Annotated in this window: 18 protein-coding genes; 9 read left to right on the top strand and 9 right to left on the bottom strand. The window is 70.8% G+C overall.

Annotated features, from left to right (window positions below):
* Positions 1–238: 238 nt before the first annotated feature.
* The gene (locus OG488_RS36050; RefSeq protein ID WP_329237103.1) at positions 239–2233 is read right to left on the bottom strand and encodes a CASTOR/POLLUX-related putative ion channel; all 1995 of its coding nucleotides are present in this window, start codon (positions 2231–2233) and stop codon (positions 239–241) included.
* 275 nt (positions 2234–2508) lie between these two features.
* Complete coding sequence (locus OG488_RS36045) at positions 2509–3027, bottom strand: GNAT family N-acetyltransferase (protein WP_329237098.1); 519 nt, start codon at positions 3025–3027, stop codon at positions 2509–2511.
* Here OG488_RS36045 and OG488_RS36040 point away from each other — a divergent pair.
* From OG488_RS36040 to OG488_RS36020, 5 genes are all read left to right on the top strand, one after another.
* The gene (locus OG488_RS36040; RefSeq protein ID WP_329237095.1) at positions 3026–3619 is read left to right on the top strand and encodes a helix-turn-helix domain-containing protein; all 594 of its coding nucleotides are present in this window, start codon (positions 3026–3028) and stop codon (positions 3617–3619) included. The genes OG488_RS36045 and OG488_RS36040 overlap by 2 nt on opposite strands.
* Positions 3616–4788 (top strand): MFS transporter, encoded by a 1173-nt coding sequence (locus tag OG488_RS36035; RefSeq protein ID WP_329237092.1) that lies wholly within the window; start codon positions 3616–3618, stop codon positions 4786–4788. Before OG488_RS36040 ends, OG488_RS36035 begins: the two co-directional genes overlap by 4 nt.
* A gap of 204 nt (positions 4789–4992) precedes the next feature.
* A complete protein-coding gene (locus OG488_RS36030) occupies positions 4993–6165 on the top strand; it encodes a 4-hydroxybenzoate 3-monooxygenase (RefSeq protein WP_329237089.1) in 1173 nt (390 codons plus the stop codon).
* A 305-nt stretch (positions 6166–6470) separates the two neighbouring features.
* Entirely contained in the window at positions 6471–7805 is a 1335-nt protein-coding gene (locus OG488_RS36025; protein WP_329237086.1) for an MFS transporter, read from the top strand.
* A 208-nt stretch (positions 7806–8013) separates the two neighbouring features.
* On the top strand, positions 8014–8652 hold the full coding sequence (locus tag OG488_RS36020) for a Dps family protein (RefSeq protein ID WP_329237084.1): 639 nt from the start codon (positions 8014–8016) through the stop codon (positions 8650–8652).
* Positions 8653–8749: 97 nt separating this feature from the next.
* On the opposite strand, the gene OG488_RS36015 is transcribed toward OG488_RS36020, so the two are convergent.
* The 3 genes from OG488_RS36015 to OG488_RS36005 are packed head-to-tail and all read right to left on the bottom strand — an operon-like array spanning position 8750 to position 13438.
* Complete coding sequence (locus OG488_RS36015; protein WP_329237082.1) at positions 8750–10321, bottom strand: GMC family oxidoreductase; 1572 nt, start codon at positions 10319–10321, stop codon at positions 8750–8752.
* A gap of 55 nt (positions 10322–10376) precedes the next feature.
* Positions 10377–11972, bottom strand: a complete 1596-nt coding sequence (locus OG488_RS36010; RefSeq protein ID WP_329237079.1) for an APC family permease — start codon at positions 11970–11972, stop codon at positions 10377–10379.
* Positions 11969–13438 carry an aldehyde dehydrogenase family protein gene (locus tag OG488_RS36005; protein ID WP_329237075.1) on the bottom strand — a complete coding sequence of 490 codons (1470 nt, stop codon included), beginning with the start codon at positions 13436–13438 and terminating at the stop codon, positions 11969–11971. Before OG488_RS36005 ends, OG488_RS36010 begins: the two co-directional genes overlap by 4 nt.
* A 436-nt stretch (positions 13439–13874) precedes the next feature.
* Between OG488_RS36005 and OG488_RS36000 the strand changes: the two genes are divergently transcribed.
* Together OG488_RS36000 and OG488_RS35995 are read left to right on the top strand one after the other, a co-directional pair.
* Positions 13875–14306 (top strand): SSI family serine proteinase inhibitor, encoded by a 432-nt coding sequence (locus OG488_RS36000; RefSeq protein ID WP_329237073.1) that lies wholly within the window; start codon positions 13875–13877, stop codon positions 14304–14306.
* Between the two features lie 307 nt (positions 14307–14613).
* Positions 14614–15306 (top strand): hypothetical protein, encoded by a 693-nt coding sequence (locus tag OG488_RS35995; protein WP_329237071.1) that lies wholly within the window; start codon positions 14614–14616, stop codon positions 15304–15306.
* Between the two features lie 120 nt (positions 15307–15426).
* Here OG488_RS35995 and OG488_RS35990 read toward each other — a convergent pair whose 3' ends face one another.
* On the bottom strand, positions 15427–18435 hold the full coding sequence (locus OG488_RS35990; protein ID WP_329237068.1) for a family 16 glycoside hydrolase: 3009 nt from the start codon (positions 18433–18435) through the stop codon (positions 15427–15429).
* Positions 18436–19133: 698 nt separating this feature from the next.
* Between OG488_RS35990 and OG488_RS35985 the strand changes: the two genes are divergently transcribed.
* The gene (locus OG488_RS35985) at positions 19134–19889 is read left to right on the top strand and encodes an alpha/beta fold hydrolase (RefSeq protein ID WP_329237065.1); all 756 of its coding nucleotides are present in this window, start codon (positions 19134–19136) and stop codon (positions 19887–19889) included.
* 81 nt (positions 19890–19970) lie between these two features.
* Here OG488_RS35985 and OG488_RS35980 read toward each other — a convergent pair whose 3' ends face one another.
* Both OG488_RS35980 and OG488_RS35975 read right to left on the bottom strand, forming a co-directional pair.
* On the bottom strand, positions 19971–20480 hold the full coding sequence (locus tag OG488_RS35980; protein WP_329237062.1) for a DinB family protein: 510 nt from the start codon (positions 20478–20480) through the stop codon (positions 19971–19973).
* A 293-nt stretch (positions 20481–20773) separates the two neighbouring features.
* On the bottom strand, positions 20774–22387 hold the full coding sequence (locus tag OG488_RS35975; RefSeq protein WP_329237060.1) for a sensor histidine kinase: 1614 nt from the start codon (positions 22385–22387) through the stop codon (positions 20774–20776).
* Positions 22388–22492: 105 nt separating this feature from the next.
* Between OG488_RS35975 and OG488_RS35970 the strand changes: the two genes are divergently transcribed.
* Positions 22493–23311, top strand: a complete 819-nt coding sequence (locus OG488_RS35970; RefSeq protein WP_329237057.1) for a response regulator — start codon at positions 22493–22495, stop codon at positions 23309–23311.
* 40 nt (positions 23312–23351) lie between these two features.
* On the opposite strand, the gene OG488_RS35965 is transcribed toward OG488_RS35970, so the two are convergent.
* Positions 23352–24392, bottom strand: coding sequence for an NAD(P)-dependent alcohol dehydrogenase (locus OG488_RS35965; protein WP_329237054.1), 1041 nt, complete (start codon positions 24390–24392; stop codon positions 23352–23354).
* Positions 24393–24525: the final 133 nt, after the last annotated feature.

The raw sequence follows: 24525 nt of genomic DNA, 5'->3' as shown, positions 1-24525 counted from the left end.
CGTCGGAATGCGCGGCCGGCTGCCCCCGCACCTGGTGATGGCCGGAACATGTCTGGCTCCTTCCGCACCTCGTACTGCCGTCCGGGCAGGCATCTCCACCCGATAAAGGACCCATCAACGGCGTGTCTCGCAACGATGGTTGACGCAGAGGTCACGAATCGAGGACACGTCACTCCAGCCCCGTCAGCCAGGCCGCCAAGAAGCAGGACCGCGTCAGGGCATGGAAGCAACCCTCCTGTCAGACGCCCGGCTCACCAGGCCCTTGTGGCGCACAGGAAGTCGCCTCGCCGGAGGAGCCTGCCGGGCTCGGAGTCACGGAGGCGCCGCCGGCCGTCGTGGCCACCACCACCACGTGGTCCTCGGCGCTCCAGACGCGCCGCTCCTCCTTCGGCGGGTTGAGGCGCACCCCACGGCTCGTGGGTTCCGTGAGACCGTCGTGGCTGCGGTAGCCGATCGCGCATTCGCCCCGGTCGCGCGCGGCGGCGACGACCGTGGCGAAGGTGGCTTCGGCACCCGGGCGGACGTACGAACCGGCGAAGCGCAGGCAGATGCTGCTGCCGCCCGCGGAGAACAGTTCGTCGAAGACCGGTGCCAGGTGCCGGTTCTGCGCGATCTGCGCCATGAGGAGCCCGGTCAGCTTTCCGCTGACGATGACGTCGGAGCCTGTGTTGACCGGTGCCAAGGGCCTGTTCCGGTCATCGGTGAGCTCGGTGACGACGGGAACCTCACGTCCGCTGCGTTCCTCCAGCAGCCGAAGGGCCAACAGCGTGACCAGGGTCCAGTCGTCGGGGTGGTCCGGGCCGTCCCCCGGGTCCGGGCCGAGGACGACGAGGCCGTCGTACGGGCCGAGGTCGAGGCCCAGCATGGTCTCGGGCCGCGACAGGGCCGCCGACCGGAAGCGCACGTCCGGCCCCGCCGCCGACCCGGGCTCCGGCTCCGGCCCCCTGGGCCGGGGCACGGCGCTGTCGGTGACGACGTCGAGGACGGATCCCGGGCGGGCCGCGAGCCTCAGCTGGTCGACGACAAGGGGAGCCCGCCGGTTCCAGCCGAGCAGCAGCAGGCGTGTCGGGCCGTCCGGCTCGGAGGGGGCCGCAGCGATCACCGAGGGGTCGACGAGGTGTCCGCAGGCGTCGACCCGGGTGCTGTCGCCATCGAGGGCGAGCACGATCAGGCGGCTTCCCGGGACGACGACGGTGTCGGCGGGCGGGTTCAGCAGCGTACGGCCCTCGGGGGTGAGCAGCCCGACCACGCAGGAGCCGGGGTGGCCCAGCAGGGTCGTCCCGAAGGATCGGTGATGGAACGTCGTGGCGTCGGCCAGATGGAACTCGTCGCCCGCGAAGTCGAGGAGGTCGTGCAGGACGAGGGAGAGGCCGGGCCGGCCGACGCACTGGGCGATCAGCCGGGCCGTGACCATGTCGGTCTCCAGGACCGTGCCGCGGGGACCGGCGGCCAGCCGGGCCGGAGCGCGGTACCGGTCGTCCCGGACCGCGGCGAGCACCGGTGGCCCGTCCGCTCCCTCGCCGAGAACCGCACCCAGCGCCAGCAGGACGCGCAACACCTCGGCGTCGGCGGACTGTCCCGCCGACGGCAGCACCAGGACGGTGCTCGCGGTCCGCGGGCTGACGAGCGCGAGCACGTCCGGGTCGCTCGGGGGGCCGCTGCGGCAGATGATCCGGGCTCGTGCGGCGGGCGGCACGTGGGCGGTCAGCACGCGCTCCATCTCGAGCTTGTCCCGGTCGGCGAGCAGCACGACGGCCCGCGGCCGCTGCGGTGCCTGGGCGGCCACCAGCTCACTCACCACGGTGGTCACCTGGTCCGACCAGCCGAGCACGACGACGTGCCCCTGTTCCAGGACCGTCGACCGTCCTCGGCTCAGCTCCGCCATCCGGTCCGCCAGCCCCGTCGTGATCACCCCGACGAGGGTCGACACGCAGAGCAGGGCGACCAGCCCGAGCACGGCCGAGAGCACCAGCCGGATCGGCGTGCCGGTGGCGGCGCCCAGGCGCAGCGTCTCCGCGCTGGTCCGCCAGGCCGCCGCGATCCGCCCCGAGAGCGAGGGGGGCGAGCCGGGATCCGTCCACACCAGGAGGGTGCTCACCGGGACGACGACGGCCAGGCAGGTGATCACCAGCCAGCCCATCAAGGTTCCGGTGGAGCGTGCCAGCGTGCGGTCGAACCGGTAGCGTGCCCGGCTCCGCAGAGGCACCCGCGACCGCCCCTTGACTGTTTCCACTGCCACTCCCCTCGACCGCCGCGCACCGCGCCCGGGGTACGGCACCGCTCGTCCCCCGACGCAGAGTGCGGCTTCCCCCGCCGGGACACACCGGGTTCGGGAGCCGGTTCATCCTTTCGGGCGGCAAGAGGGGACATCTCGGACACCGCGGCATACTTCGCTGGTCCGCAGGTCGGGCCGGACTCCCCGCCGCGCCTCCGTGAGCAGCGTCGATGCACGGGCGGCCCCGGTGGGCCGCGGCCGGCCGGCCCGGCCGACGCAGGAGCGCCGGCGCCTCAGGTCAGCGACAGCTGCATCAGCGTCAGATCCAGCCAGCGGCCGAATTTGGTACCGGCCTCCGGCACCGTGCCGACAGCGCGGAACCCGAACCGCTCGTGCAGCCGGATCGACGCGGCGTTCCCGGCTTCGATACCGGCGATCAAGCTGTGATGACCGGCCTCACGGGCGGAGACGACGAGGGCACCGAGCAGCGCGGAGCCGATGCCGAGCCCGTGCCGGCCGTCGCGGACGTAGACCGAGTTCTCCATGGTGTGGCGGAACCCGTCCAGCTCCCGCCACGGGGCGTACGCGCCGTACCCGGCCACCTCGCCGTCCACCTCGGCCACGAACGCGGAACCGCGCTCCAGGTGCGCGGCGAGCCAGGCGACACCCTCGGCCGAGGACAGCCTGCAGCCCGTCCACAGAGCCGTCGAGTGCTCCACCGCGTGGTTACGGATCTCGCGGATGGCTTCCGTGTCGCCCGAGTGTGCCGGACGCACCGCCACCGCTCCACCCCTCTCGTATATTGGATTCATGTCCAACATAGTAGATCCTCTGGTTCTCCGGATCGCGGCACGTGTGCGTACCGAGCGGGAGCGACGCCGGTGGACGCTGGCACAGCTGGCCGAGGCCTCCGGCGTCTCCCAGGCCATGATCAGCCGGATCGAGCGCGGCGAGAGCAGTCCCACCGCCGTCGTCGTCGGCAAACTGTCCGCCGCCTTCCAGCTCAGCATCGCCTCCCTGGTCGCCCTGCCGGAGGAGACACAGGAGGACACGGCGACCGGAACCGCCGGGGTACGCCGCCTGGCCGACGCGTCGGAGTGGCGTGACCCCGACACCGGATACCGGCGCCGTCAGATCACCGGCCCGCACTTCCCGGCGGAGATCGCCGAGATCCGTCTGCCCGCGAGGACCCGTGTGCCCTATCCGGCCGCGGCCTTCGCCTTCGTGCGGCAGGTCGTCTGGGTCCTGGACGGCCACCTGACCTTCCACGAGGGCGACACCGTCCACGAACTCGACGCGGGCGACACCATCGAGCTCGGCGAGCCCACCCCCCGCGTCTTCGCCAACACCACCGACGCCGAGTGCCGCTACGCCGTCGTCCTCTCCCGCGGCACCCAGCCGTGACCCGTCCCCTCTCCCGCGGCGGCACCTTCCTTCTCGCCGCCATAGCGGGGACGGCGATAGCGAACAACTACGCCCTCCAGCCCGCGCTCGCGACGGTCGCCGCCGACCTGGGCGCACCGCTCTCCGTGATCGGCCTCGTCCCGGCGGCGGCGCTCGGCGGCTGCGTGCTCGGCTTCGCCTTCCTGCTCCCCCTCACCGACCGCCTGGCCCCCAACCGCCTGATCCCGGCCCAGCTCGCCGCCCTGGCAGCCGCACTCACCCTGGCGGCAGCCGCACCCGGCGCGCCCGTCCTGCTGACCGCGTACCTGCTCATCGGCGCGGCGGCGGGAGTCGCGGCCCAGGCCGGCAACATCGCCGGCCGCGACGCCCTGCCCGGACGCCGCGGGACCGGGGTCGCCACCGTGGCCGCCGGCATGTCGGCGGGCATCCTGCTCAGCCGCGTTGCGGGAGGAGCGCTCACGGACGCCCTCGGGTGGCGGCGCATGCTGCTCGTCTTCTCGGTCCTCGCCCTGCTCGGCGCACTCGCCGCCGCCAGGTTCCTCCCCGGACAGCGGCCGCTCGCCCGCCGCACCTACCGTGCCACCCTCGCGTCGCTGCCCCCGCTCCTGCATCGGCACCCGCAGCTGCGCCGCGCGGTGGCCACCGGCGGGCTCTGGTACTTCACCTTCAACCTCATCTGGGTCGCGCTGGCCCTCGCCCTGGCCCAGGGTCCCTACCACCTCGGGCCGACCGCCATCGGCCTGTACAGCCTGGCCGGACTCCTCGGCTTCGCGGTGCTCCCCCTCACCGGACGCCTCACCGACCGGTACGCCCCGCACGTCCTGATCAGCGCGGGCATCCTGGCCGCCGCGGCCGGTGCCGCCCTGCTGGCCTGCGGCCTGGACACCCCGCCGGTCACGGCGCTCGGGCTCGCCGTGTTCGACGCGGGATGCTTCGCCGCCCAGGCCGCCAACCAGAGCCGCATCATCGCTCTCGCCCCGCAGCAGTCCGGCAGCCTCAGCAGCGTCTACCTCGTGCTGTACTTCACGATCGGAGCGGTCGGCACCTCGCTCGCCGCGCCGCTGCTCAACACTCTCGGCTGGCGGGGCATCACCTTCACCGCCCTCACCGCTCTCCTCCTCGCCGCCCGCGTCGCACGGCCGACGCCGGCAAGGCTCGCCGCGAACTGACGCGCCGCCCCTCCTTCTCCACATGCCCAACCATTGACAGGGCTTCGATGCGGGCGGCAAACTCACCGCATCGAGTGAAGGAAACTTCACCATGCGAACAACGGAACCGATGAGGCGCGGCCTGGGGGGCGACAAGGCCGCCCCTGGACATCCGGGCCGGCGTGGCCGACCTCAGGGAAGCCCCCGTACGAAGGAGAACGAACGGTGCACACGACCGTAGGAATCGTCGGGGGCGGCCCGGCCGGACTGCTGCTGTCGCGGCTGCTCCACCGGGCGGGCGTCGACTGCGTCGTCCTGGAGAGCCGCGATCGCGCCTATGTCGAGCAGCGGCAACGGGCGGGCATCCTCGAACAGTCCACCGTCGACGCCCTGCGCGAGGTGGAGGCGGCCGAGCGGCTGGAGGCCGAAGGGCTGGTCCACGACGGCGTGGAGCTGCGCTGGGAGGGTCGGGCGCACCGGATCGACTTCCCCTCGCTGACGGGCGGTCGCCGTGTCTGGGTGTACGCGCAGACCGAGGTCGTCAAGGACCTCATAGCCCTCCAGTCGGCCGACGGCGCCGCCCTCCACTTCGGGGCCGAGGTCCGCTCGGTCGAAGGAGCGGACACCGACCGCCCGGCGATCCACTACACGCACGAGGGCCAGGACAAGACCCTGACGTGCGACTACGTCGTGGGCTGCGACGGCTTCCACGGAGTGACCCGGACGGCCGTGCCCGAGCACATCCGGCGGACCTACGAACGGGTCTACCCCTATTCGTGGTTCGGCATCCTGGCCGATGTGGCGCCCTCCTGCGACGAGTTGGTCTACGCCCACTCACCGCGCGGCTTCGCCCTGCACAGCATGCGGTCACCCGAGGTCAGCCGCCTGTACCTCCAGGTACCCAACGGAACGAATCCGGCGGACTGGTCCGACGAGCGGATCTGGGACGAGCTGGACGCCCGGTTCGCGCTCGACGGGTGGAAGCTGGAGCGCGGCCCCATCACCTCCAAGAGCGTTCTGCCGATGCGGAGTTCGGTCACCGAGCCCATGCAGTACGGCCGCGTCTTCCTGGCCGGGGACGCGGCGCACATCGTGCCGCCCACCGGCGCGAAGGGGCTCAACCTGGCCGCGGCCGACGTGATCGTGCTGGGGCGGGCGCTGATCCGGCGACACACGGCCGGTGAGACCGATCTGCTGGACGCCTATTCCGACACCTGTCTGCGCCGCGTCTGGCGGGCCGAGCACTTCTCGTACTTCATGACCACGACGCTGCACACCGATCCGGACCAGAGCTCCTTCGACACGCGGCTCCAGACCGCTCAGCTCGACCGCATCGCCACCTCTCCGCACGCGGCGGCCGAACTCGCCATGAACTACGCGGGGTTGCCGCTGCCGTGACCTCACAGGAGCAGGTGCGGCGGGGCGAGTCGACATACGCCCTTCGCGGCTTCACCGGCCCGGGGCGCGAGGACCCCGGAGCCCGCAGGCGCACGCCTGCGGGCTCACCCGTCGTGGGTTCGGGCGCCGGAAAGCCGTCCCGCGCCCCCCATTGACACCGGCGGAGGCCGGGGAGAAACTCACACGGCCTCGTCGAGAGTGGAGTTATTTTCACCTGGCGAACACCCACTCCCCGATCGTGGAGTTCCGCCCTGAGAACGGGACGGTCCACCCGCCACAAAGCCGTGGCAGAAAGCGAGTGCCCCGTGCCTGCCCCGACCACGTCCCCGGACGGCCGCTCCTTCAGGGTCGTCGCTCCGGTCATCGCCCTGTGCTGGCTCGCCGTGTTCTTCGACGGCATGGACGTCAACATCTACGGTGCGACGATGCCGCACCTCCTGGCCGACGAGAGTCTCGGCTTCACGCCCGCGCTGGCGGGCTCCATCGGCAGCTGGACCACCTTCGGCATGCTGCTCGGCGCCCTGGCCGCAGGCACGTCGACCGACTGGCTCGGCCGGAAGCCCCTGGTCACGGGCAGCGTCGTGCTGTTCTCGGTCGGATCCGCCCTGTGCGCGGTCGCGACCGGCGCCACCGTGTTCGGCGCCGGACGCTTCGTCTCCGGACTCGGCCTGGGCGGACTCATGCCGATCGGCCTCGCGATCGTCGCCGAGTTCGCACCACCCCGCCGGGCGGCCCTCGCCACCGGCCTGATGATGACCTCGTACCACGCGGGCGGCATGGCGGCCACCGGCATCGGCCTCGTCGTGGCCCCCGAGCACGGCTGGCGCTGGGTGTTCTGGGCAGGCGTGCTCCCGGCCCTGATCGCTGTCCCTCTGGTGCTGAAGTGGCTCCCGGAGTCCCCGGGAGTGCTCTTCGCCCGGGGACGCGCAGAGCAGGCGTACGCCGTCGCCGACCGCTACCGGCTGGAACGCCCGAGCGCGCAACAGGCCCCGCACGCCGGCGCCAAGGGCCGCGTGGCGGCGATCACCGCCCTGTTCGCCCCCGGTACGCGCTGGGCGACCCCGCTGCTCTGGACCGCGTCCTTCGCGGGCCTTCTCCTCGTCTACGGGGTCTCCACCTGGCTCCCCGAGCTGATGCGCGCCACCGGGTACTCCCTCTCCTCCTCGGTCACCTTCCTCATGGTGATCAACGCGGGTGGCATCGTGGGCATGCTGATAGCCGGTCGCACGGCGGACAGGTTCGGTCCGGTGAAGGTCTCCGCCCTGTGGTTCGTGCTGACCGCCGTGGGCACGTTCCTGCTCAGGGCGCAGCTGCCGCTCGGCGCCGCGTACGTCATCGTCTTCATCACCGGCATCTGGCTGTTCAGCGCCCAGGTGATGGTCTACGCGGCCACCTCCCGCGTCTACGGACCCCGTGAACGCGCCACCGGCCTGGGCTGGGTCACCGGCGTCGGGCGCACGGGCGCCGTGGTCGGCCCGACCCTCGGCGGCGCGGTGCTCGCCGGCGGGAACGCGGGCCTCGGCTTCACGACGTTCGCCGTGGCGGCCGTGCTCGGGGCGGTGGCGATCTCCCTGGTCCCGCTGGCCCTGGGCAACCGCCGCCCGCGCGGTACGGAATCGGCTCCCGCTCTCACCGCGTAGGCCTGCCGCGCGGCGGACATGAGCGGGGCCGCTGGGCACCCGTACCGGTCGGCCGGCGCCGCTCGGCCTTCCTCCACGCGTCGTGCGGGCCGCGTCTTCGCCGTTCCGGCAGGGCCGGTCAAGTGGAATCGGGCGCCGGGACGCGTGACCCCGCACGTCCTGGTGGCAGATGAACAGCGGTAGACCGTCCCCTCCTCCCAGGAGCATCATGCCGCCTCAGACCCCCACCCCCCGCTACACCGTTCCCGGCCTCAGCACCAAGGACGGCGGGCGGGTGATCGAACTGCTGAAGATGCGTCTGCACTCGCTCAACGACCTGGCGCTCACCCTGAAGCACATCCACTGGAACGTGATCGGCCCGCACTTCATCGCCGTGCACGAAATGCTCGACCCGCAGACGCTGGCGGTCCGGGACATGGCGGACGCCACCGCCGAACGCATCTCGGCGCTGGGCGGCGTGCCGCAGGGCACGGCGGGAGTGCTGGTGGCCGAGCGGACGTGGGACGACTACAGCGTGGGCAGGGCGGACGCGATCGCCCACCTCGGCGCCCTCGACCTCGTCTACACGGGAATCATCGAGGACCACCGGAAGGCAGCCGCGAAGGCCGCCTCCATCGACCCGGTCACCGAGGACCTGCTCATCGAGCACCTCCGTTCCCTGGAACAGTTCCAGTGGTTCGTCCGCGCCCACCTGGAGAACAGTGCGGGGGCCCTCACCACGGCGGACGCGGGAAGCGAGACGCAGGCCGCCGCGAAGGCCGGTGCGTCGCGTGCGGTCCCGGCGAAGAAGACGGCCAACGCCGGGCGGACGGCCAAGAAGGCGGCCACCGGCAAGCGCGTCCGCTGACGTGTGACCGGCCCTCGGCCGCAGGACGCGGCGTTCCGTTGAGGGGCGACGACGAGGAGTGCGGCGCCGCCCGCGCCGCACTCCTCGTCCCCCGGCCTCAGCCCCGGGCCCCCCTGATCATGTCCGCGCACTTCTCGCCGATCATCATCGTGGTGATGCAGGGGTTGACGGCGGGCAGGAACGGCATCACCGACGCGTCCGCCACGCGCAGCCCTTGCACCCCCTTCACCCGCAGCTGCGGGTCGAGGGCCGCCTCCGGGTCGTCCGCGGCTCCCATCCGCACCGTGCCGGCCGGGTGGTAGACGGTGTTGTGGGTCTGCCGGATGTAGTCGAGGAGCTCCGCGTCGCTTCCGGCACCGGTCCCCGGCGCCAGTTCCCGGCCGGCCCAGGCGGCCATCGGTGCCCGGCCGACGATGTCCCGGGCGAGCCGCAGCCCGTGGGTCATCACGCGTACGTCGTGCTCGTCCGTGAAGTAGCGGGGGTCGACCCGCGGCTTGTCCCGGAAGTCGCGGGTGCGGAGCCGGACGGTTCCCATGGACCGGGCGCGGGTGACGTTGGGTGTGAGGCAGAAGGCGTTCTCGGAGGTCGGGTATCCGCGCCGGTAGGTGTTCATGTCGAAGGGCACGGATCCGTAGTGGAACATCAGGTCGGGGCGGTCCAGGCCGGGTTCGGTGTCGGCGAAGATGCCGATCTCCCACCACTGGGTGGACGAGGTGACCATGGGCTGCCGCGCCTCCCACATGATCACGCCCTCCGGGTGGTCCTGGAGGTGGGAGCCGACCGCCGGTGAGTCGACCCGGACGTCCACCCCGGTCTCGCGCAGATGCTCCGCCGGGCCGATCCCCGAGAGCATCAGCAGTTTCGGGGCGTCGATGGAGCCGCAGGACACGACCACTTCGCGCCGCGCGCCGACTGTGCGCGTGTGGATGAGGTCGGGCGTCAGGTATTCGACACCGGTGCAGCGCTGTCCGGCGTCGAGGACCAGCCGCTTGGCCTGCAGTCCGGTCCGCACCTCGAGGTTGGGCCGCCGGCCGAGGACCGGGTGCAGGTAGGAGACGGAGGCGGACGAACGCGTCCCGTCGGGGCGGGCGTTGATCTGGAACCAGTGCGCCCCGCGGGTCACCGTCGTACCGGTGTTGAACGGTGTGGTGGGGATTCCGGCTTCGGCACAGGCCTCCAGCAGGGCCGCTCCGCACGGGTCGCTCGGCGGGATCGTGCGGATGGTCACCGGCCCGTTGCGCCCGTGGTGGTCGCCGGGTGCGTCGTTGGTCTCCAGCCGTTGGTAGAGCGGGAAGCAGTCCGCGGCGCTCCAGCCCTCGCACCCCAGGGCGCCCCACTCGTCGAGGTCCTCGGCCGGTGCCCAGAAGGCGATGCAGGAGTTGTGGGACGAACAGCCGCCGAGGACCTTGGCGCGGGCGTGCCGCATGAAGCTGTTGCCGTTGTCCTGCGGCTCCACCGGGTAGTCCCAGTCGTAACCGGATTCCAGCAGCCCCATCCACCGGTCGAGCTGCAGGATGTTGTCGTCCCCCACGTCGGAGGGACCGGCCTCCAGGACGCAGACGGTGACGGAGGGGTCCTCGGACAGCCGGGCGGCGACGACCGCACCGGCTGTTCCCCCGCCGACCACCACGTAGTCGAACTCGTCCTGCGGTCGGGTCTCAGCGGGCATCTCTGTTCTCCGGAATCCTTGGGAGGGACGGACCGCGGCGGTGCGGGCGTCGCGGCTAGGCGGGCGGCGGTGCGGAGCCCGTCGGGTCGTTCACCTCGGTGCGGTGGCTCTCGAGGACACCGGTCCTGTGCCGTTGTACGAACCAGTAGTAGGTGAAGCCCCCGACGGCGACGATGCCGATGAAGACGAACGCGCCCCAGCGCAGGTACCAGTGCTGGGGGCCCGTCGCGTTGTAGACCTCGGCGCGGGGCCAGGCGAGGTTGAGCGCCATGCCCGCCCCCCACAGGACGGCGAGGATGTTGACCGGCAGCCCGAACCGGCCCAGCGAGAAGCTGCCTTCGGCCGGGTGCCAGGCTCCGCGCAGCCGGCGGATCAGCATGGGAGCCGTGACCATCAGATAGGCCAGGTAGATCATGATGACGGCGATGCTGGTGATCACCGAGAAGATCTGCGGCTGGTTGATGTTGATCACCAGGATGACGACGCCCACCACGCCGATCACGACGGCGGGCACCACCGGGGTCTGGAAGCGGGGGCTGACCTTGGCCAGTACCGAGCCTGCGGGAAGGTTGTTGTCCCGTGCCATGGCGAACATCAGCCGGATGCCGGCGGCCTGCACGGCGAGCACGCAGACGGTGATGGCCACGACCACGCACCACAGGAAGATCTCGCCGATGGTCGAACCGAGCGTCTCCAGCACCACGTACTGCAGACCACCGGTCGACAGCTCCTTCGCGGCCAGGTCCGGCACCGCCAGCAGTGCGAAGAGCAGGATGAGCCCTCCGATGAGGAACGACGCGATGAGCGCCCGCAGGATCGCGCGGGGTGCGTTGCGGCCCGGATTGTGCGACTCCTCGCCGAGCGACGACGCGGTGTCGAAGCCGTACATCACGTATGCGGACGCGAGTGAGGCGGTGAGGAAGGCGCCGAAGTAGCCGAGGGTCCGGCCCTCACCCAGCCCGTACGTGTCCGTCAGGACGCTGCTGGGACCGCGGGTGATGTGTGCGGCGAGGAAGATGATCAGCGCGACGGCGGCGATCAGCTCGATGAACACGCCCGCGGAGTTGATCCGGGCCATGAGCTGGACACCGAAGGCGTTGACCAGGGTGGAGAAGAGGATCAGGACGGTGCCGAGGAGTACGGCGTTCGTCGCCGCGTCGTTCTTGCCGGTGCCGTCGCCGACGAACTGGAACCAGCTGTCGATCTGCGGAAGCGTGATCTGGTACGCGAGCGCCACGGCGGAGAGCGAGACCATGGTGGCGGTCATCATCATCCAGCCGCCGAGCCAGCCGACGTGCGGGCCGCCCATGCACTTGGCCCAGTTGTAGATCGAGCCGGCCACCGGGTAGCGGGCGGCGAGCTCGCAGAAGCACAGGGCGACCATCAGCTGGCCGACGAAGACCATGGGCCAGGACCACCAGTAGGCCGGTCCGCCGAAGCTCACGCCGAAGTAGAACAGCTGGAAGGTGCCGGTCAGGATCGAGATGTAGCTGATGCCCGCGGCGAAGGTGTGGAAGTTGCCCAGGGTCCGCTTGAGCTCGGGCTTGTAGCCGAGTTCGGCGAGTGAGTCGTCGTCGTGGATGCCGTCGGCCCCGGTGCCGGGCGGCGGGGTGCTCGCCGGGTCGGGGCCCGTGGGGGCGGAATTGCTCATTCGAACCACCTCTGCGGCCTCGCCGCGGTGTTGCGCCAGATGTGCTTGGCCTCCTGGTACTCCGCGAGACCGGCCGGGCCGAGCTCGCGGCCGACGCCGGACTGCTTCATTCCGCCCCACTCGGCCTGCGGTACGTACGGATGGAAGTCGTTGATCCAGACGGTCCCCGCGCGCAGCCCGGCGGCCACCCGGTGAGCCCGCTCGGCGTCCTGCGTCCAGACCGCCCCGGCCAGACCGTAGACGGTGTCGTTGGCGAGGGCGACGGCCTCCGCCTCCTCCCGGAAGCGCTCGACGGTCAGGACCGGGCCGAAGGACTCGTCGCGCACGACGGTCATGTCCGGCGTGCACTCGTCGAGAACGGTGGGCAGGTAGTAGAAGCCGTTCCGCAGCGCCGGGTCGTCCGGGCGGGCGCCGCCGCAGCGCAGTACGGCGCCCTCCGCCAGACCAGCGGCCACGTATGCCTCGACCTTGTCGCGGTGCGCAGCCGAGATCAGCGGCCCGCTGCGGGCGTCCTCGTCGAACGGTCCGCCGAGCCGGATGTCCTGGGCGCGCCGTACGAGCTCGTCGACGAAGGCGTCGTGCAGGTCGTCCTGCACGAGCAGCCGGGCGCCGGCCGAGCAGACCTGCCCGGCGTGCAGGAACACCGCCATCAGCGCGTAGTCGACCGCGGTGTCGAACTCGGTGTCGGCGAACACGATATTGGGGTTCTTACCGCCCAGTTCGAGCGCGATCTTCTTCACGGTGGGTGCGGCCGCCGCCATGATGAGCCGGCCGGTGACCAGGCCACCGGTGAAGGAGACCATGTCCACGCGCGGGTCCGAGCTCAGGGGCGCGCCGGCGGTCGCCCCGGCGCCGAGCACCAGATTGGCCACACCGGGCGGCAGTCCGGCCTCGGTGAGCGCGTGCATCAGGAGGATCGAGGTGTGGGGCGTGAGCTCGCTCGGTTTGAGGACGAACGTGTTGCCCGCGGCGACGGCAGGGGCCACCTTCCAGGCCGTCTGCAGCAGCGGGTAGTTCCACGGCGTGATCAACGAGCAGACCCCTACCGGTTCGTGGACCACCCTGCTGTCGATCCCGGGATCACCCGTGTCGACGACGCGGTCGGTACCGCCGGAGGCGACCAGGTTGCCGAAGTACCGGAAGCAGTTCGCGATGTCGTCCATGTCGTACTCGCTCTCCACGAGCCGCTTCCCCGTGTCCAGGGTCTCGGCTCTGGCGAACGCGTCCTTGTCCCGTTCGAGCAGGTCGGCCACACGCAGCAGCAGCCGGCCGCGCTCGGCGGCGGGCGTGCGCGGCCACGGCCCCCGGTCGAAGGCCTCGCGCGCGGCGGCCACCGCCGCGGCCGCGTCACGTTCTCCCGCCTCGTCGACGACGGCGACCAGCTCACCGTCGGCGGGGCAGCGGATCTCGCGCGTTCCGCCCTCGAGGGCAGCGCTCCACCGGCCACCGATGAACAGCTCAGGCATGGCGTCCCTCCGGGCTCGCACGAGGAAGGGGGAGGCGGTGTAGCCGACCGTGCCGAGCTCGCCACCCAAAGTAAGCCCGCATGACCCCGCTCGCGCGGCAGGAGGCTCGCACGATGGGGCCACGGCGCCCCTTCACCGGCTCGCCGCAGGCACCGCTTTCCGGCCGAAGCCAGGTTTTTCCCTCGGAGACCAATTCAGGATCGACGCAGGTCAGAAGGTAGTTCGCGGTTGTACCACTCGCTTCTGTCCACATGCCGGACACCGTGCGAGCGTCGAACGCACCACCTCCGAGCTGGCCGAACGGCCATTCGGTAGGCAAACCGCACACCGGTCGGGCCGGAAAGGGCTGATCGATGTGCGGTCACTGCGCGCAGGCATCAGACTCCTCACCGCAACCACCCCCCGAATTCAAGGAGACACACCAATGCTTCACGCGATGCGCAGATCCCTCGCATTCACCACGCTGTCGACACTTCTGGTCTCCGGCACCGTCGCGATGGGTACCGCCCACGCCCTGCCCTCGCAGTCGGCCGGCCTCTACGCACCGTCGGCCCTCGTCCTCTCGCTCGGCAAGGGCGGTACCGCGCCGGCCACCGTCCAGCGCGCCGTCACCCTGAGCTGCGCGCCCCGCCCCAGCGGCACCCACCCCTCGCCGGAGGCGGCCTGCACGGAACTGCGGCAGGTCGAGGGCGAGTTCACCCAGCTGACCACTCCGCTTCCGCAGGGACGGTGCACGCGCCAGTGGGACCCCGTCGTCCTCTCCGCGACCGGCGTGTGGCAGGGCCGCAGCGTCTCCTGGTCGGCCACCTTCGGCAACACGTGCGAAATGCGGGCGAGCCTGGCCGAAGGAGCGGTCTTCACCTTCTGACCGCGCCCCTCCGCGCACGGTCCGGACAGTCGCCGGAACGCCCCTCGGCCGGTGACCGGCCTCCCGTACGCCCCCGCAGCTGCCTGCGCCCTCACCACGCACACGGTGAGGGCGCGGCCCGTCGGCGCCACGACCCCGTCGACGGTCCGGCTCGAACCGGGCGGGAACGACGACCCGGTGGCGACGACCCGCGGCACCCACCGCGCACCGCCGACCCGAACTATGGTGAAGCACCAGACCACGGGCCGACGAGGGGGACGCGATCAACACCGCCGAGAGGGGCCGGCACGCGCTGGACCCCGCCAACGTGAGGAACGCGAAGAACACCATCTTCGAACTGCTGCACCGTGCGGGAGTCTTCCGGGACGACGCCGAAGAGCTGATCGCCCTGGTGGAGGCCGGGGCGATCGCCGAGGCGCACGGCGAAGCGGAGAAGGCGGCGGGTGTCCCGGCCGGGAGAGAAGAACCGTATGCCGTCGGCTGGCAGGACGGGGCCCGGGCCCTCGGCGACGAACTCGTCCGCGTCGCCGAGCGTGCCGTCGACCGGGCCGTCGGTGAAGCCGCAGGAGGGGCCGCAGGAGGCCATCACCCGGTCGGAAGGATGGATGTGGAGCGTGCGAAGGTCGCCGTGACGCCGCTCTATCTCGCCTTCAGCGACGCCTCGGACCTTGATCCGGAGGTGTCGGACGACGTCCTCACGGCGGTGCTCGGCACGATGAGTGTCGTGGGACGGGCCCGTTACGCCGGCCGGCTGGAGCAGTTCACCGACTCCCATCGGCAGCGGCTGGAACGGCTGTACACGCAGTACGGGCCGCGCAGCCGCATCGCCGTCCACGGCCGCTACTCCCTCCTCCACTCCCCTTCGAGCGTCGCCGTGCTCGAGCGGCTGATCAGCGCACCGTCGGCGCTGCGGGTGGAGTGGGAGCAGGCGGAACTGCCTCCGGCATGGCTCGAGGGTCTCTCGAAGGCCTGGCACGCGTCGGAGGGAACGGCGGGCTGATACCGGAACCGGTCGTACGGGGTGTCGGACACCGGCCGCCGTCCTCGGTGACGGACATGCCTGCGGCGCGGGCCCCCCACAGTTCGTGGGGAGACCGCGCCACGGTTCCGGTCCCGAGCCTCAGCTCAGCGGTTCGATCCGGATGGTGCGGAACCGCACCTTGTTCCCGTGGTCCTGGAGGCGGATCGCTCCGGCCGCCGGGCTCTCCGGCAGACCCGCGCCGGTCGGCCCGTCGATCGCGATGTCGTCGTGGACCGTGCGGCCGTTCCACACCACCGTCACCCGGGCGTCGGCGGTCTTGGTGCCGCCTGCGTCGAAGCGCGCCGCGCGGAACGTGACGTCGTACGTCTGCCACGTCTCCGGAGCAGTGGCCGCGTTGGCGTCCGGTGCCTTCTTCTGGTAGATCGCCCCCGCCTCGTTCGTGTCGAGGGTGGTGTCACCGAAGGAGTCGAGGATCTGGAGCTCGTAGCGGTCCTGGAGATAGACACCGCTGTTGCCCCGGTCCTGGCCGGTCACGTCGTCCGGCAGCAGAGGCACCCTGAACTCCAGGCTCAGCTTGAAGTCCTGGTAGGCCTCCTTGGTCCGGATGTCGCCGCAGCACACCTCCATCGACTTCTCGGCGGCCGTCGGCCATTCGAGGCGCCGGCCGTCCGTGTGCTGCCACTGCTCCTGGGAGGCGGTGGTGCCGTCGAAGAGGGAGACGGCGGCGCCATGAGGACGCACGGTGATCAGGTCGAGGTTCACATGACCGGTGTCACCGGGGTCGAAGCGGTACGAGACCGTGTTGGGCCCCGCGTGCAGGGAGACCCGCTCGGTCTGCGTCGACCAGGCGTCCCAGGTCCCGGTCGAGGGGAGTCTCGTCTGCCTGAGCTTCTCCCCGTTGACGTGGAGGGAGAGCGATTTCGTGCCCTGGAAGGGGTTGGGGCCGTTGGAGTAGCGCAGGTTCACGTCGTACGCGCCGGCCTCGGGGACCGTCACGTCGAAGGTCGTGGCGGCCTTGCCCTCCGTGTCGTAACGGTCGACGAAGCCGCTGCCCGCATACCCGGTGTGGTCGGTGTGGATCCCCGCCGTGCCGGTGAGCCGCGCCTCCTCCGCCTCGTACAGCGTCGCCGCCGGGGGCTGCTTCCCGGGCAGGGCGTTGAGCGTGTACCAGGCCTCCGTGCTCCACAGCGCCTCGCCGGACGCGGAGGCGAAGGGACGCGGTGAGCGCAGGTGCACGACCCGGCCGGGCTTGAGGCCGTCGAACCGCAGCTGGACCGTACGGCCGTCGTCGGCGAGGGTCGCGGTGCGCACGGTGAGCCGCTCCTCACCGATCTTCGGGCCGCCGTAGTCGGAGGTGGGGGTGTAACGCCACTGCTCCGCCTGGTAACGGGAGGTCAGATTCTCCGCGGTGGCCTCCGACAGCGGCTGGGTGTACTCCAGGTCGAAGCCGCCGGGGACCGCGCGCATCTCCTGGATGTCGAAGGTGTTACCGCCGTTCGGTGTGAGCTTCTGCAGGCCGAACTTCAGCTTCCCCTCCTGTCCCCAGTTGCCGTCGGCGCCGAGGCCGCCGGCGTATATCGCCCCGTCGGGCCCCATGGTGATGCGGTTGACGCCGGCTTCGAGTCCCTGCGTGTAGCGGAACACGGCGCCCTGGTACTCCCCCTTCACCTTTTCCAGGTAGGCGCGCTGGAGTCCGCCGTAGGTGACGTCGCCGATCAGCATCTGGCCGGCGAACCGGCCCTCGGTCAGGTACAGCGGGGTGCTGGGAGAGTTGCCTATCTCGTTCTGCGGGAGCCAGAGCACCGGCTGGGTGACGGGGCGGTTGTCGAATCCGCCCGAGGGCTGGGTGTAGTGGTTGAAGAAGCGGTCCTGCTTGATCTGGACGAGCTTCGACGCCGGCAGCCAGCCGCCCTGGTTGTCCGTGGTGAAGAGCGAGCCGCCGGGGCCCCAGCCGATGCCGTTCGGGGTCCGCAGTCCGCCCGCGATCGCCCGGATCTTCCCCGTCTTCTTGTTGACCTTGTACGTCGTGCCGCGGCCCTCCGCCGGCTGCGGAGTGGTGGTCGCACCGCCGTAGTCGATGGCGACGGACAGGTTCACGTAGAAGGAGCCGTCCCGGTACAGCAGCCCGAACGCGAACTCGTGGAAGTTCCCGCCGTACGGCCATGTCGCGACCGTGCGGTACTCGTCGGTGACGAAGTCCTCGTCCTTGTCGACGAGTTGCGTCAGCTCGTGCTTCTGCGAGACGTACAGCGACCCGTCGACGTACGCGATGCCCATCGGCTCGCGCAGACCCTCCGCGACCTTCTTCACCGTCACCTTGTCGCGGCTGGTGTCACCGGTGACGTGGTCGAGGAGGTACACCTCTCCCGTCCGGTTCTCGGAGCCGCCCCAGGTGGAGAGGGCCAGCCGGCCGTCCGGCAGCCAGTCCATGCCGGTGACCTGCGGTTCGAAGCCGTCCGGGCGCAGCTCGGTGAGGTCGAGGTCGGGGCGTACGTCGGCGAGCGGCAGGCCGTCGCCGGGGCTGTCCGCGCCCGACTCGCACTCCTTGCGGCCCGGCGCGGTCACGCGGACGACCCCGGCGTCGGTGCTCAGGGCCGCGCTCGGGACGACGGCGAAGCCGTCCGCACCCGGCGGCCTCCACGCCAGGGTCAGCTGCTGCTCGCCGCCCCGCTCGAAGTAGTCGACCGTGAACGGATGCGATCCGGCGGTGAGTTGGACGGAACCGTCCTTGGGCTCGGCACCGTGCAGACCGTCGTGGTCGATGACCTCCCGGCCGTCGACGGTGAGCCGCGAGCCGTCGTCGCTGTTGAGGCGGAAGGTGTAGGTCCCGTCGGCGGGAATCACCAGGTATCCGGAGACCTCGGCCACGAAGTTGTCCGCGTAGCCGCCGAAATCGCCTGTCGCGGACCAGTCCACGGTCGGCATCAGCTTGTCCACGTTCGGCGTCTGACCCGGTTTGAGTGTGCACAGGGTGCTGAGTGGCACCTGGGTGTCGAAGACGCGCAGGGTGACGCCTGGCTCCTGGAGCGGGATGTCGGCGGAGAGGGCGGCGGCCGGCGAGCCGGAGAGGACACCTCCGGCGAGAGAACCCGCGACGAACAGAGTCGTGAGCCTTCTTCGGGCACGTGGGAACAGCCGTAACTGCATCGGTCCTCCAGCAGGGTGGTGGCACTCCGGCGGGGCTGTACGGATCCGCGACTACGCAAGGGGCTGCGGTGGCGCCGCCACGCTAGGGGACTTCTGCTGAAGAAGTCCATACTTTGTCATCTGCGAGTCGAAAGTTCCGCCGCCCCCTCCCCCGGGCCGGGGCCGGTCGGCGTCGTCGACAGCGCTGGGCGCGCGCGGAGCAGGGCGGACGAGAGGCCTGGCCGGTCGAACCAGCCAGGCCGACCAGTCATCGAGCAACATGTGGCGGAAGCCGCTCAGCCCAGGTGTCCCGGTGCGCAGGGGGCGGCTCGGGAGCGGCAGCGGCGTCGCCGGTTCGCAGGTCCCTCCGAGGGGAATGGATGCAGGAGCCGGGTCGCGGGGCCACGGCCGACGCGCGTGTGCGCGCCGTGGTGTGAACGAAGGACGCCCACGTATGACGCGGGACACCGCGAGGTGGTTCGACGGTGGGAAGGGCTTCGGTTCCCTCTCGGTGGACGTGAGAGACGCGCACGTGTTCGTCCGCTCCCACGCGTTCATCGGCACAGGTCTCCGCAGCCTGGACGAGGGCGAACGTACTGGTTCGAGATCGCGGGGTGTGTGGGGGCCGCAGGCGGACCAGGACCGCGCGCCCTTCAGCAGCAGGATCGGACACCACTCATGCGCACGTCCGAACACTCATCACAGGAGGAACCCACGCCATGAGCACTGCGCACCGTCTGCTCGGATCCGGTGACCACAGGGTCCTGGTGCTTCACGACTGGTTCGGCACCAGCGCCGGGTGGGGATCCTTCCTGGACTACCTCGACGGCGACACCTTCAGCTACGCCTTCCTCGACTACCGCGGCTACGGCGACCGCAAGGCCGTGACCGGTGCGTACACACTCGCCGAGATCGCCGATGACGCCCTCACTCTGGCCGACGAACTCGGCTGGCAGCGCTTCTCCCTCGTCGGCCACTCCATGGGCGGCAAGGCCGTTCAGCAGGTACTGGCGCAAGCCCCGCAGCGGGTGCGCAAAATGGTCGGGCTCGCACCCGTCCCCGCCGGGGCGTACCCGCTCGACGCTGACGGCGAGGCGCTCTTCTACGGTGCTGCACAGGACCGTGACAAGCGGCTGGCGATCATGGACCTCGTCACCGGTCAACGCGCCAGCCGGGTATGGGTCGATCTGATGGTCGACCGCTCCCTCCAACTCTCGACCCGCGAGGCATTCGGCGGTTACGTCAAGGACTGGGTCTCCGCCGACCTGACCGAGAGGATCGTCGGCAGCCGCATCCCGGTCAAGGTCATCGTCGGCGAGCACGATCTCGCCCTGACAGCCGAGGTGATGCGGGGAACGTGGCTCAGCCACTACCCGAACGCCGAACTCGAGGAGATCGCCAACAGCGGCCACTACCCGATGCACGAGACCCCGGTGGCGCTGGCAACGGCGCTGGAGGCATTCCTGCGAGCCTGAACCCGGCCCGGTCGCTCCTGCTGCTTCACGAAGTGGGAGGCTCTGCCTTGGACGAGGCCACGCCTGTCACCGCTCCGGCTACTACGCCGTTGGGTCCGGCTTCGGACCGGGGCCGGCGGCACGTAGCTGCTCACGCAGGATGTCCGCGTGCCCGCAGTGATGGGCCAGTTCGCGCAGGACTTGCAGGTACACCCAACGCAGAGTGCGTGGGCCGGTTCGGTGGCCGGTCACGACCTTGTCCAGCGGCAGCTCGGCGACCGCCGCCAGGGCTCGCGCGCAGGCCTCCTGGTGGGCCGCCGTGACAGAGGCGACGGTGTCGTCGTCGGCGAGCCGGAAGGACTCGTCCGGGTTCTGGACCAAGCCGAGTTCCCGACGGGATGTGCCGCCGACGCATTCCTCGAACCACACCCGCTGCATCCACGTGACGTGCTTGAGCAGTCCGAGCAACGTTGTTGCCGATGAGACGAGGCGCCGGCGGGCCTGCTCTTCGGTGAGGCCGTCGAGGGTCGCCTCGACGGCACCCCGGTACTCCTCCACGAACGCATCGAGCTGGGCGCGTTCGTCGTCCAACAGCACATCGAACGAGCCCATCTGTGTCTCCCATCGCCCTGCGGTCCGGGACGCATCAGCTCGTGCGAGCTGCTGACCACGCCGACAGCGACAACTCTAGGCCGTGCCCTCCGCGGTCAGATCCCGGACGTGAACATCGAGGACCTGGACTCGGCCGGCCACCGCTGCCCGGTGAAGGCGAAGGGCGTCCGTCTTTACGTCTTCGACCGATGCGGTGCGCGAGCGAATGCACGCAAGATCCGCGAGACCGAGCGCGCCTGGCAGAGGAGCCAATGGTCGAGCGGACAGCCGAGTAGACAGCGTAGCGAGACTGCCTAGCTCTCGGCATCTGCGGCGGACGCGTCCTCGTGCGCCGCGGGAAGGGTGAAGACGAAGCGGGTACCGGGGGTGTGGTCCGTGTCCAGGGTGATCGTCCCGCCGTGGTACTCGACGATCTTCTTGCAGAGGGCGAGGCCGATGCCGTTCCCCGGATAGGTGTCACGGGTGTGGAGGCGCTGGAAGATGACGAAGATCCGCTCGGCGTACTCCGGGCCGACCCCGATCCCGTTGTCGCTCACGGCGAACTCCCAGCGGGGGCCGGCGTCCTCGGGACCGTCCGGGGCGGCCACCGTTTCGTGCGCGCTGACGTGGATGCGGGGCACGACGCCCGGGGCACGGAACTTGATGGCGTTGGAGATCAGGTTCTGCAGCAGGACGCCGAGCTGGGTCGGGTCGCCGTGGACCGAGGGGAGCGGGTCGTGGGTGAGGATGGCCCCGCTCTCCTCGATGACCAGGCCCAGGGAGCTGGTGGTGCGGCGCAGCACGGGTTCGAGTGCGACGTCGGCGTCCTCGGCGTGCAGACGTCCGACGCGGGAGAACGCGAGGAGGTCGCCGATGAGGGTCTGCATACGGTTGGCACCGTCGACCGCGAAGGAGATGTACTGCTTGGCGCGGTCGTCGAGCTGCTCCGCGTAGCGGCGTTCCAGGAGCTGGCAGAAGCTGGCGACCTTGCGCAGCGGCTCCTGGAGGTCGTGGGACGCCACGTAGGCGAATTGTTCGAGCTCCTCGTTGGAGCGGCGCAGCTCCGTGGCCTGTTCGTCGAGCTGGGCCCGCGCCCGGTCGCTGAACTCCAGTTCACCGGAGAGGCGCCGGCGCATGCCGTCCACGTCGGTGGCGAGCGCCCGGAGGTCGGCGGGGCCGGAGGGGACGATGGAGTGTCCGAACCTGCCGTCCGCGATCTTCCGGACGTCCGTGCGCAGCTGGTCCAGGGGCAGTTGGACGCCGCGGCGCAGCCCGGCGAAGGCGAGAGCGATGAGGGCGAGGACCACGCACGCGATCGTGGTGAAGACCGTGTTGCGCAGGGAGCGCGCACCGTCCAGGTCGCTGCGCGCCGCGTCCCGTGCGGCCTCGATGTGGGTCTGCTGCTCGGTCAGTGAGGCACGAAGGGCGTCGAACGTGTCCTTGCCCGACTCGACGCGCTCCCTGGCCGAGGCCACGGGGTCGCCCGCCTCGCTCACGGGGCGGGCGGTCGCGGCCTGCCAGCGCTCGGACCGCTCGCGCACCCGGGCGAGGTCGGCCGTCGACTGCTCGTCGCCGCCGGTCAGCCGTGCCAGTTCCCTGGCCGCGGCTCTCTCCTGGGCCACGCCCTCCCGATAGGGCTCGAGGAATTCACGCTTCCCCGTCATCCCGTATCCGCGGATGCCCGTCTCCTGGTTGATCAGGGCGCTTTCCATCCGCACGGAGGCGATCAGGGCGGGCGACCAGCGATCGGTGAGCCGCCTGTTCACGTCGGTGGCGTGGGCCAGGACCCAGACGCCGCACCCGGTCAGGACGAGCAGGAGCACCAGCGCCGCCGCGGAACCGGCGCTCAGCCAGCCACGCGTGGTCCAGCCGTCCTGGGCGGACCGCGGCGGTGTGACCGAGGTCTGCTGAACGGTGTCGGTCTGCACGTCGGTCCACCCTCCCTGGGCCCGGTGGCGCACCGGGCGGCGCCACCTTACCCGCGAGGACAACCATGGTTGTCGACGGGGTGCCCCGGCGTCTACGGTGCATCCATGGCAGTAGAGACGCAGACGAGCGCCGAACAGGAGGAGCTGGCCGAACGGGCACGTGCGGCCGTCGCCGAAGCCGCCCGGCTGCTCACCCTCGGCTCGCCGGTGCCGGACGTCGGCGAGGAGGGCACCGACCAGCCCCCGAGCGACGCACTGGCCTCGCTGCGCGCCCTGGCCTACCTGGGCCGGGCGGTGGAGGAGTGCGCGGCTCTGGCCGCGCGGGCCGCCGCCCTGGAGGGCGCCGGCTACCCCCAGCTGGGGAGAGCCTGGGGCGTCAGCCGCCAGGGGGCCCGCAAACGCTGGCCCGGACTCGTCTTCACCACTCGCCCGGCATCACGCCCGCTACCCCACCACAAGACCCGGAGCTCGCTCATGAACGGCCTCGCCCCCCGCACCTACACCGTCCTGCTCGTCGAGGACGACATGGCGGACGCCATGCTGATCGAGGAGGCGCTGACGGAGCACGGCATGGCACGCGGGATCCAGCGGGCCGACGACGGCGTCGCGGCGCTGGAGTACCTCCGTGACCCGCAGACCGACCGGCCGGACCTGATCGTGCTCGACCTGAACATGCCCCGAATGAACGGCCGGGAGCTGCTGAACGTCCTCAAGAACGACAGCGATCTGGCGAGCATCCCCATCGTCGTACTGACCACGTCCGCCGCGCCGGACGACGTCGAGGACGCCTACCGCCAGCACGCCAACGCGTACGTCACCAAGCCCGTCAACCTCGACGACTTCATGGAGACGGTCCAGAGCATCGACTCCTTCTTCCTCGACACCGCCACGACGCCGCCGCCCCACCTGCGCAACGACGGCTGAGCAGGCGGGGCGGTCAGGCAGGGCGGTCAGACGGCGGGCCTCAGATGGTCGCCGCGTCGATCACGAACCGGTAGCGGACGTCGCTGTTCAGCACACGCTCGTACGCCTCGTTGATCTCGGACGCGCCGATCAGCTCGATCTCCGCGCCGAATCCGTGCTCGGCGCAGAAGTCCAGCATCTCCTGGGTCTCCTGAATGCCCCCGATGCCGGAGCCCGAGAGGGACTTGCGTCCGCCGATCAGGGAGAAGAGGTTGACGGAGATGGGCTCCTCGGGGGCGCCGACGTTGACCAGCGCGCCGTCCGTCTTCAGGAGGGCGAGGTAGGCGCCGAAGTCCAGGGGCGCCGACACCGTGGACAGGATGATGTCGAACGTGCCGGCCAGGTCCTCGAAGGTCTTCGGGTCGCTGGTGGCGTAGTAGTGGTCGGCGCCCAGCTTCAGCCCGTCGTCCCGCTTGCGCAGGGACTGCGAGAGCACGGTCACCTCCGCACCGAGCGCGTGGGCGATCTTGACGCCCACGTGTCCGAGGCCGCCCATGCCGAGGACGGCGACCTTCTTGCCGGGGCCGGCCTTCCAGTGCTTCAGCGGGGAGTACGTGGTGATGCCCGCGCAGAGCAGCGGCGCGGCCTCGTCCAGCGACAGGCCGTCGGGGATGCGAACGGTGTAGTTCTCGTCCACGACGATGTGCGTGGAGTAGCCGCCGTAGGTGGGCTCGCCGTTCTTGTCGAGGGCGTTGTACGTGCCGGTGTTGCCCTTGACGCAGTACTGCTCGAGGCCGGCCTTGCAGTTGTCGCACTCGCGGCAGGAGTCGACCATGCAGCCGACGCCCACCCGGTCGCCCACGGCGAACCTGGTGACGCCGGAGCCGGTCTCGGTGACGACCCCGGCGATCTCATGGCCGGGGACCATCGGGAATATGCCCTCGCTCCACCCGTCGCGGGCCTGATGGATGTCCGAGTGGCAGATGCCGGCGAACTTGATGTCGATCAGGACGTCGAACTCGCCGACCGCGCGCCGTTCGATGGTGGTGCGCTCGAGCGGGGCCTTGGCGGAGGGGGCGGCGTACGCAGCGACAGTGGTCATGCGGGAATGCTCCTAAGGAGTGGTCCTGCGCCCGGCAGCCTTCGGTCCGGGCACAGCATCCAGCCTGCCCCACCTCACGGCATTCACCCAGGCCACAGTTGTGCCTACGTCCAGTGGTCCTACTACTGGCGGG

Origin of the sequence: Streptomyces sp. NBC_01460 (assembly GCF_036227405.1) — a bacterium.
GTDB lineage: Bacteria > Actinomycetota > Actinomycetes > Streptomycetales > Streptomycetaceae > Streptomyces.
The sequence above is the reverse complement of the archived record's forward strand: the minus strand, read 5'-3'. Positions and strand labels throughout refer to the sequence as shown.

Bases quoted from the DNA above. Each gene is read 5' to 3' on its own strand.
- OG488_RS36040 (WP_329237095.1), top strand. From the start codon at position 3,026: ATGTCCAACATAGTAGATCCTCTGGTTCTCCGGATCGCGGCACGTGTG.
- OG488_RS36045 (WP_329237098.1), bottom strand. From the start codon at position 3,027: ATGAATCCAATATACGAGAGGGGTGGAGCGGTGGCGGTGCGTCCGGCA.
- OG488_RS36020 (WP_329237084.1), top strand. From the start codon at position 8,014: ATGCCGCCTCAGACCCCCACCCCCCGCTACACCGTTCCCGGCCTCAGC.
- OG488_RS36015 (WP_329237082.1), bottom strand. From the start codon at position 10,321: ATGCCCGCTGAGACCCGACCGCAGGACGAGTTCGACTACGTGGTGGTC.
- OG488_RS36010 (WP_329237079.1), bottom strand. From the start codon at position 11,972: ATGAGCAATTCCGCCCCCACGGGCCCCGACCCGGCGAGCACCCCGCCG.
- OG488_RS36005 (WP_329237075.1), bottom strand. From the start codon at position 13,438: ATGCCTGAGCTGTTCATCGGTGGCCGGTGGAGCGCTGCCCTCGAGGGC.
- OG488_RS36000 (WP_329237073.1), top strand. From the start codon at position 13,875: ATGCGCAGATCCCTCGCATTCACCACGCTGTCGACACTTCTGGTCTCC.
- OG488_RS35990 (WP_329237068.1), bottom strand. From the start codon at position 18,435: ATGCAGTTACGGCTGTTCCCACGTGCCCGAAGAAGGCTCACGACTCTG.
- OG488_RS35985 (WP_329237065.1), top strand. From the start codon at position 19,134: ATGAGCACTGCGCACCGTCTGCTCGGATCCGGTGACCACAGGGTCCTG.
- OG488_RS35980 (WP_329237062.1), bottom strand. From the start codon at position 20,480: ATGGGCTCGTTCGATGTGCTGTTGGACGACGAACGCGCCCAGCTCGAT.
- OG488_RS35970 (WP_329237057.1), top strand. From the start codon at position 22,493: ATGGCAGTAGAGACGCAGACGAGCGCCGAACAGGAGGAGCTGGCCGAA.
- OG488_RS35965 (WP_329237054.1), bottom strand. From the start codon at position 24,392: ATGACCACTGTCGCTGCGTACGCCGCCCCCTCCGCCAAGGCCCCGCTC.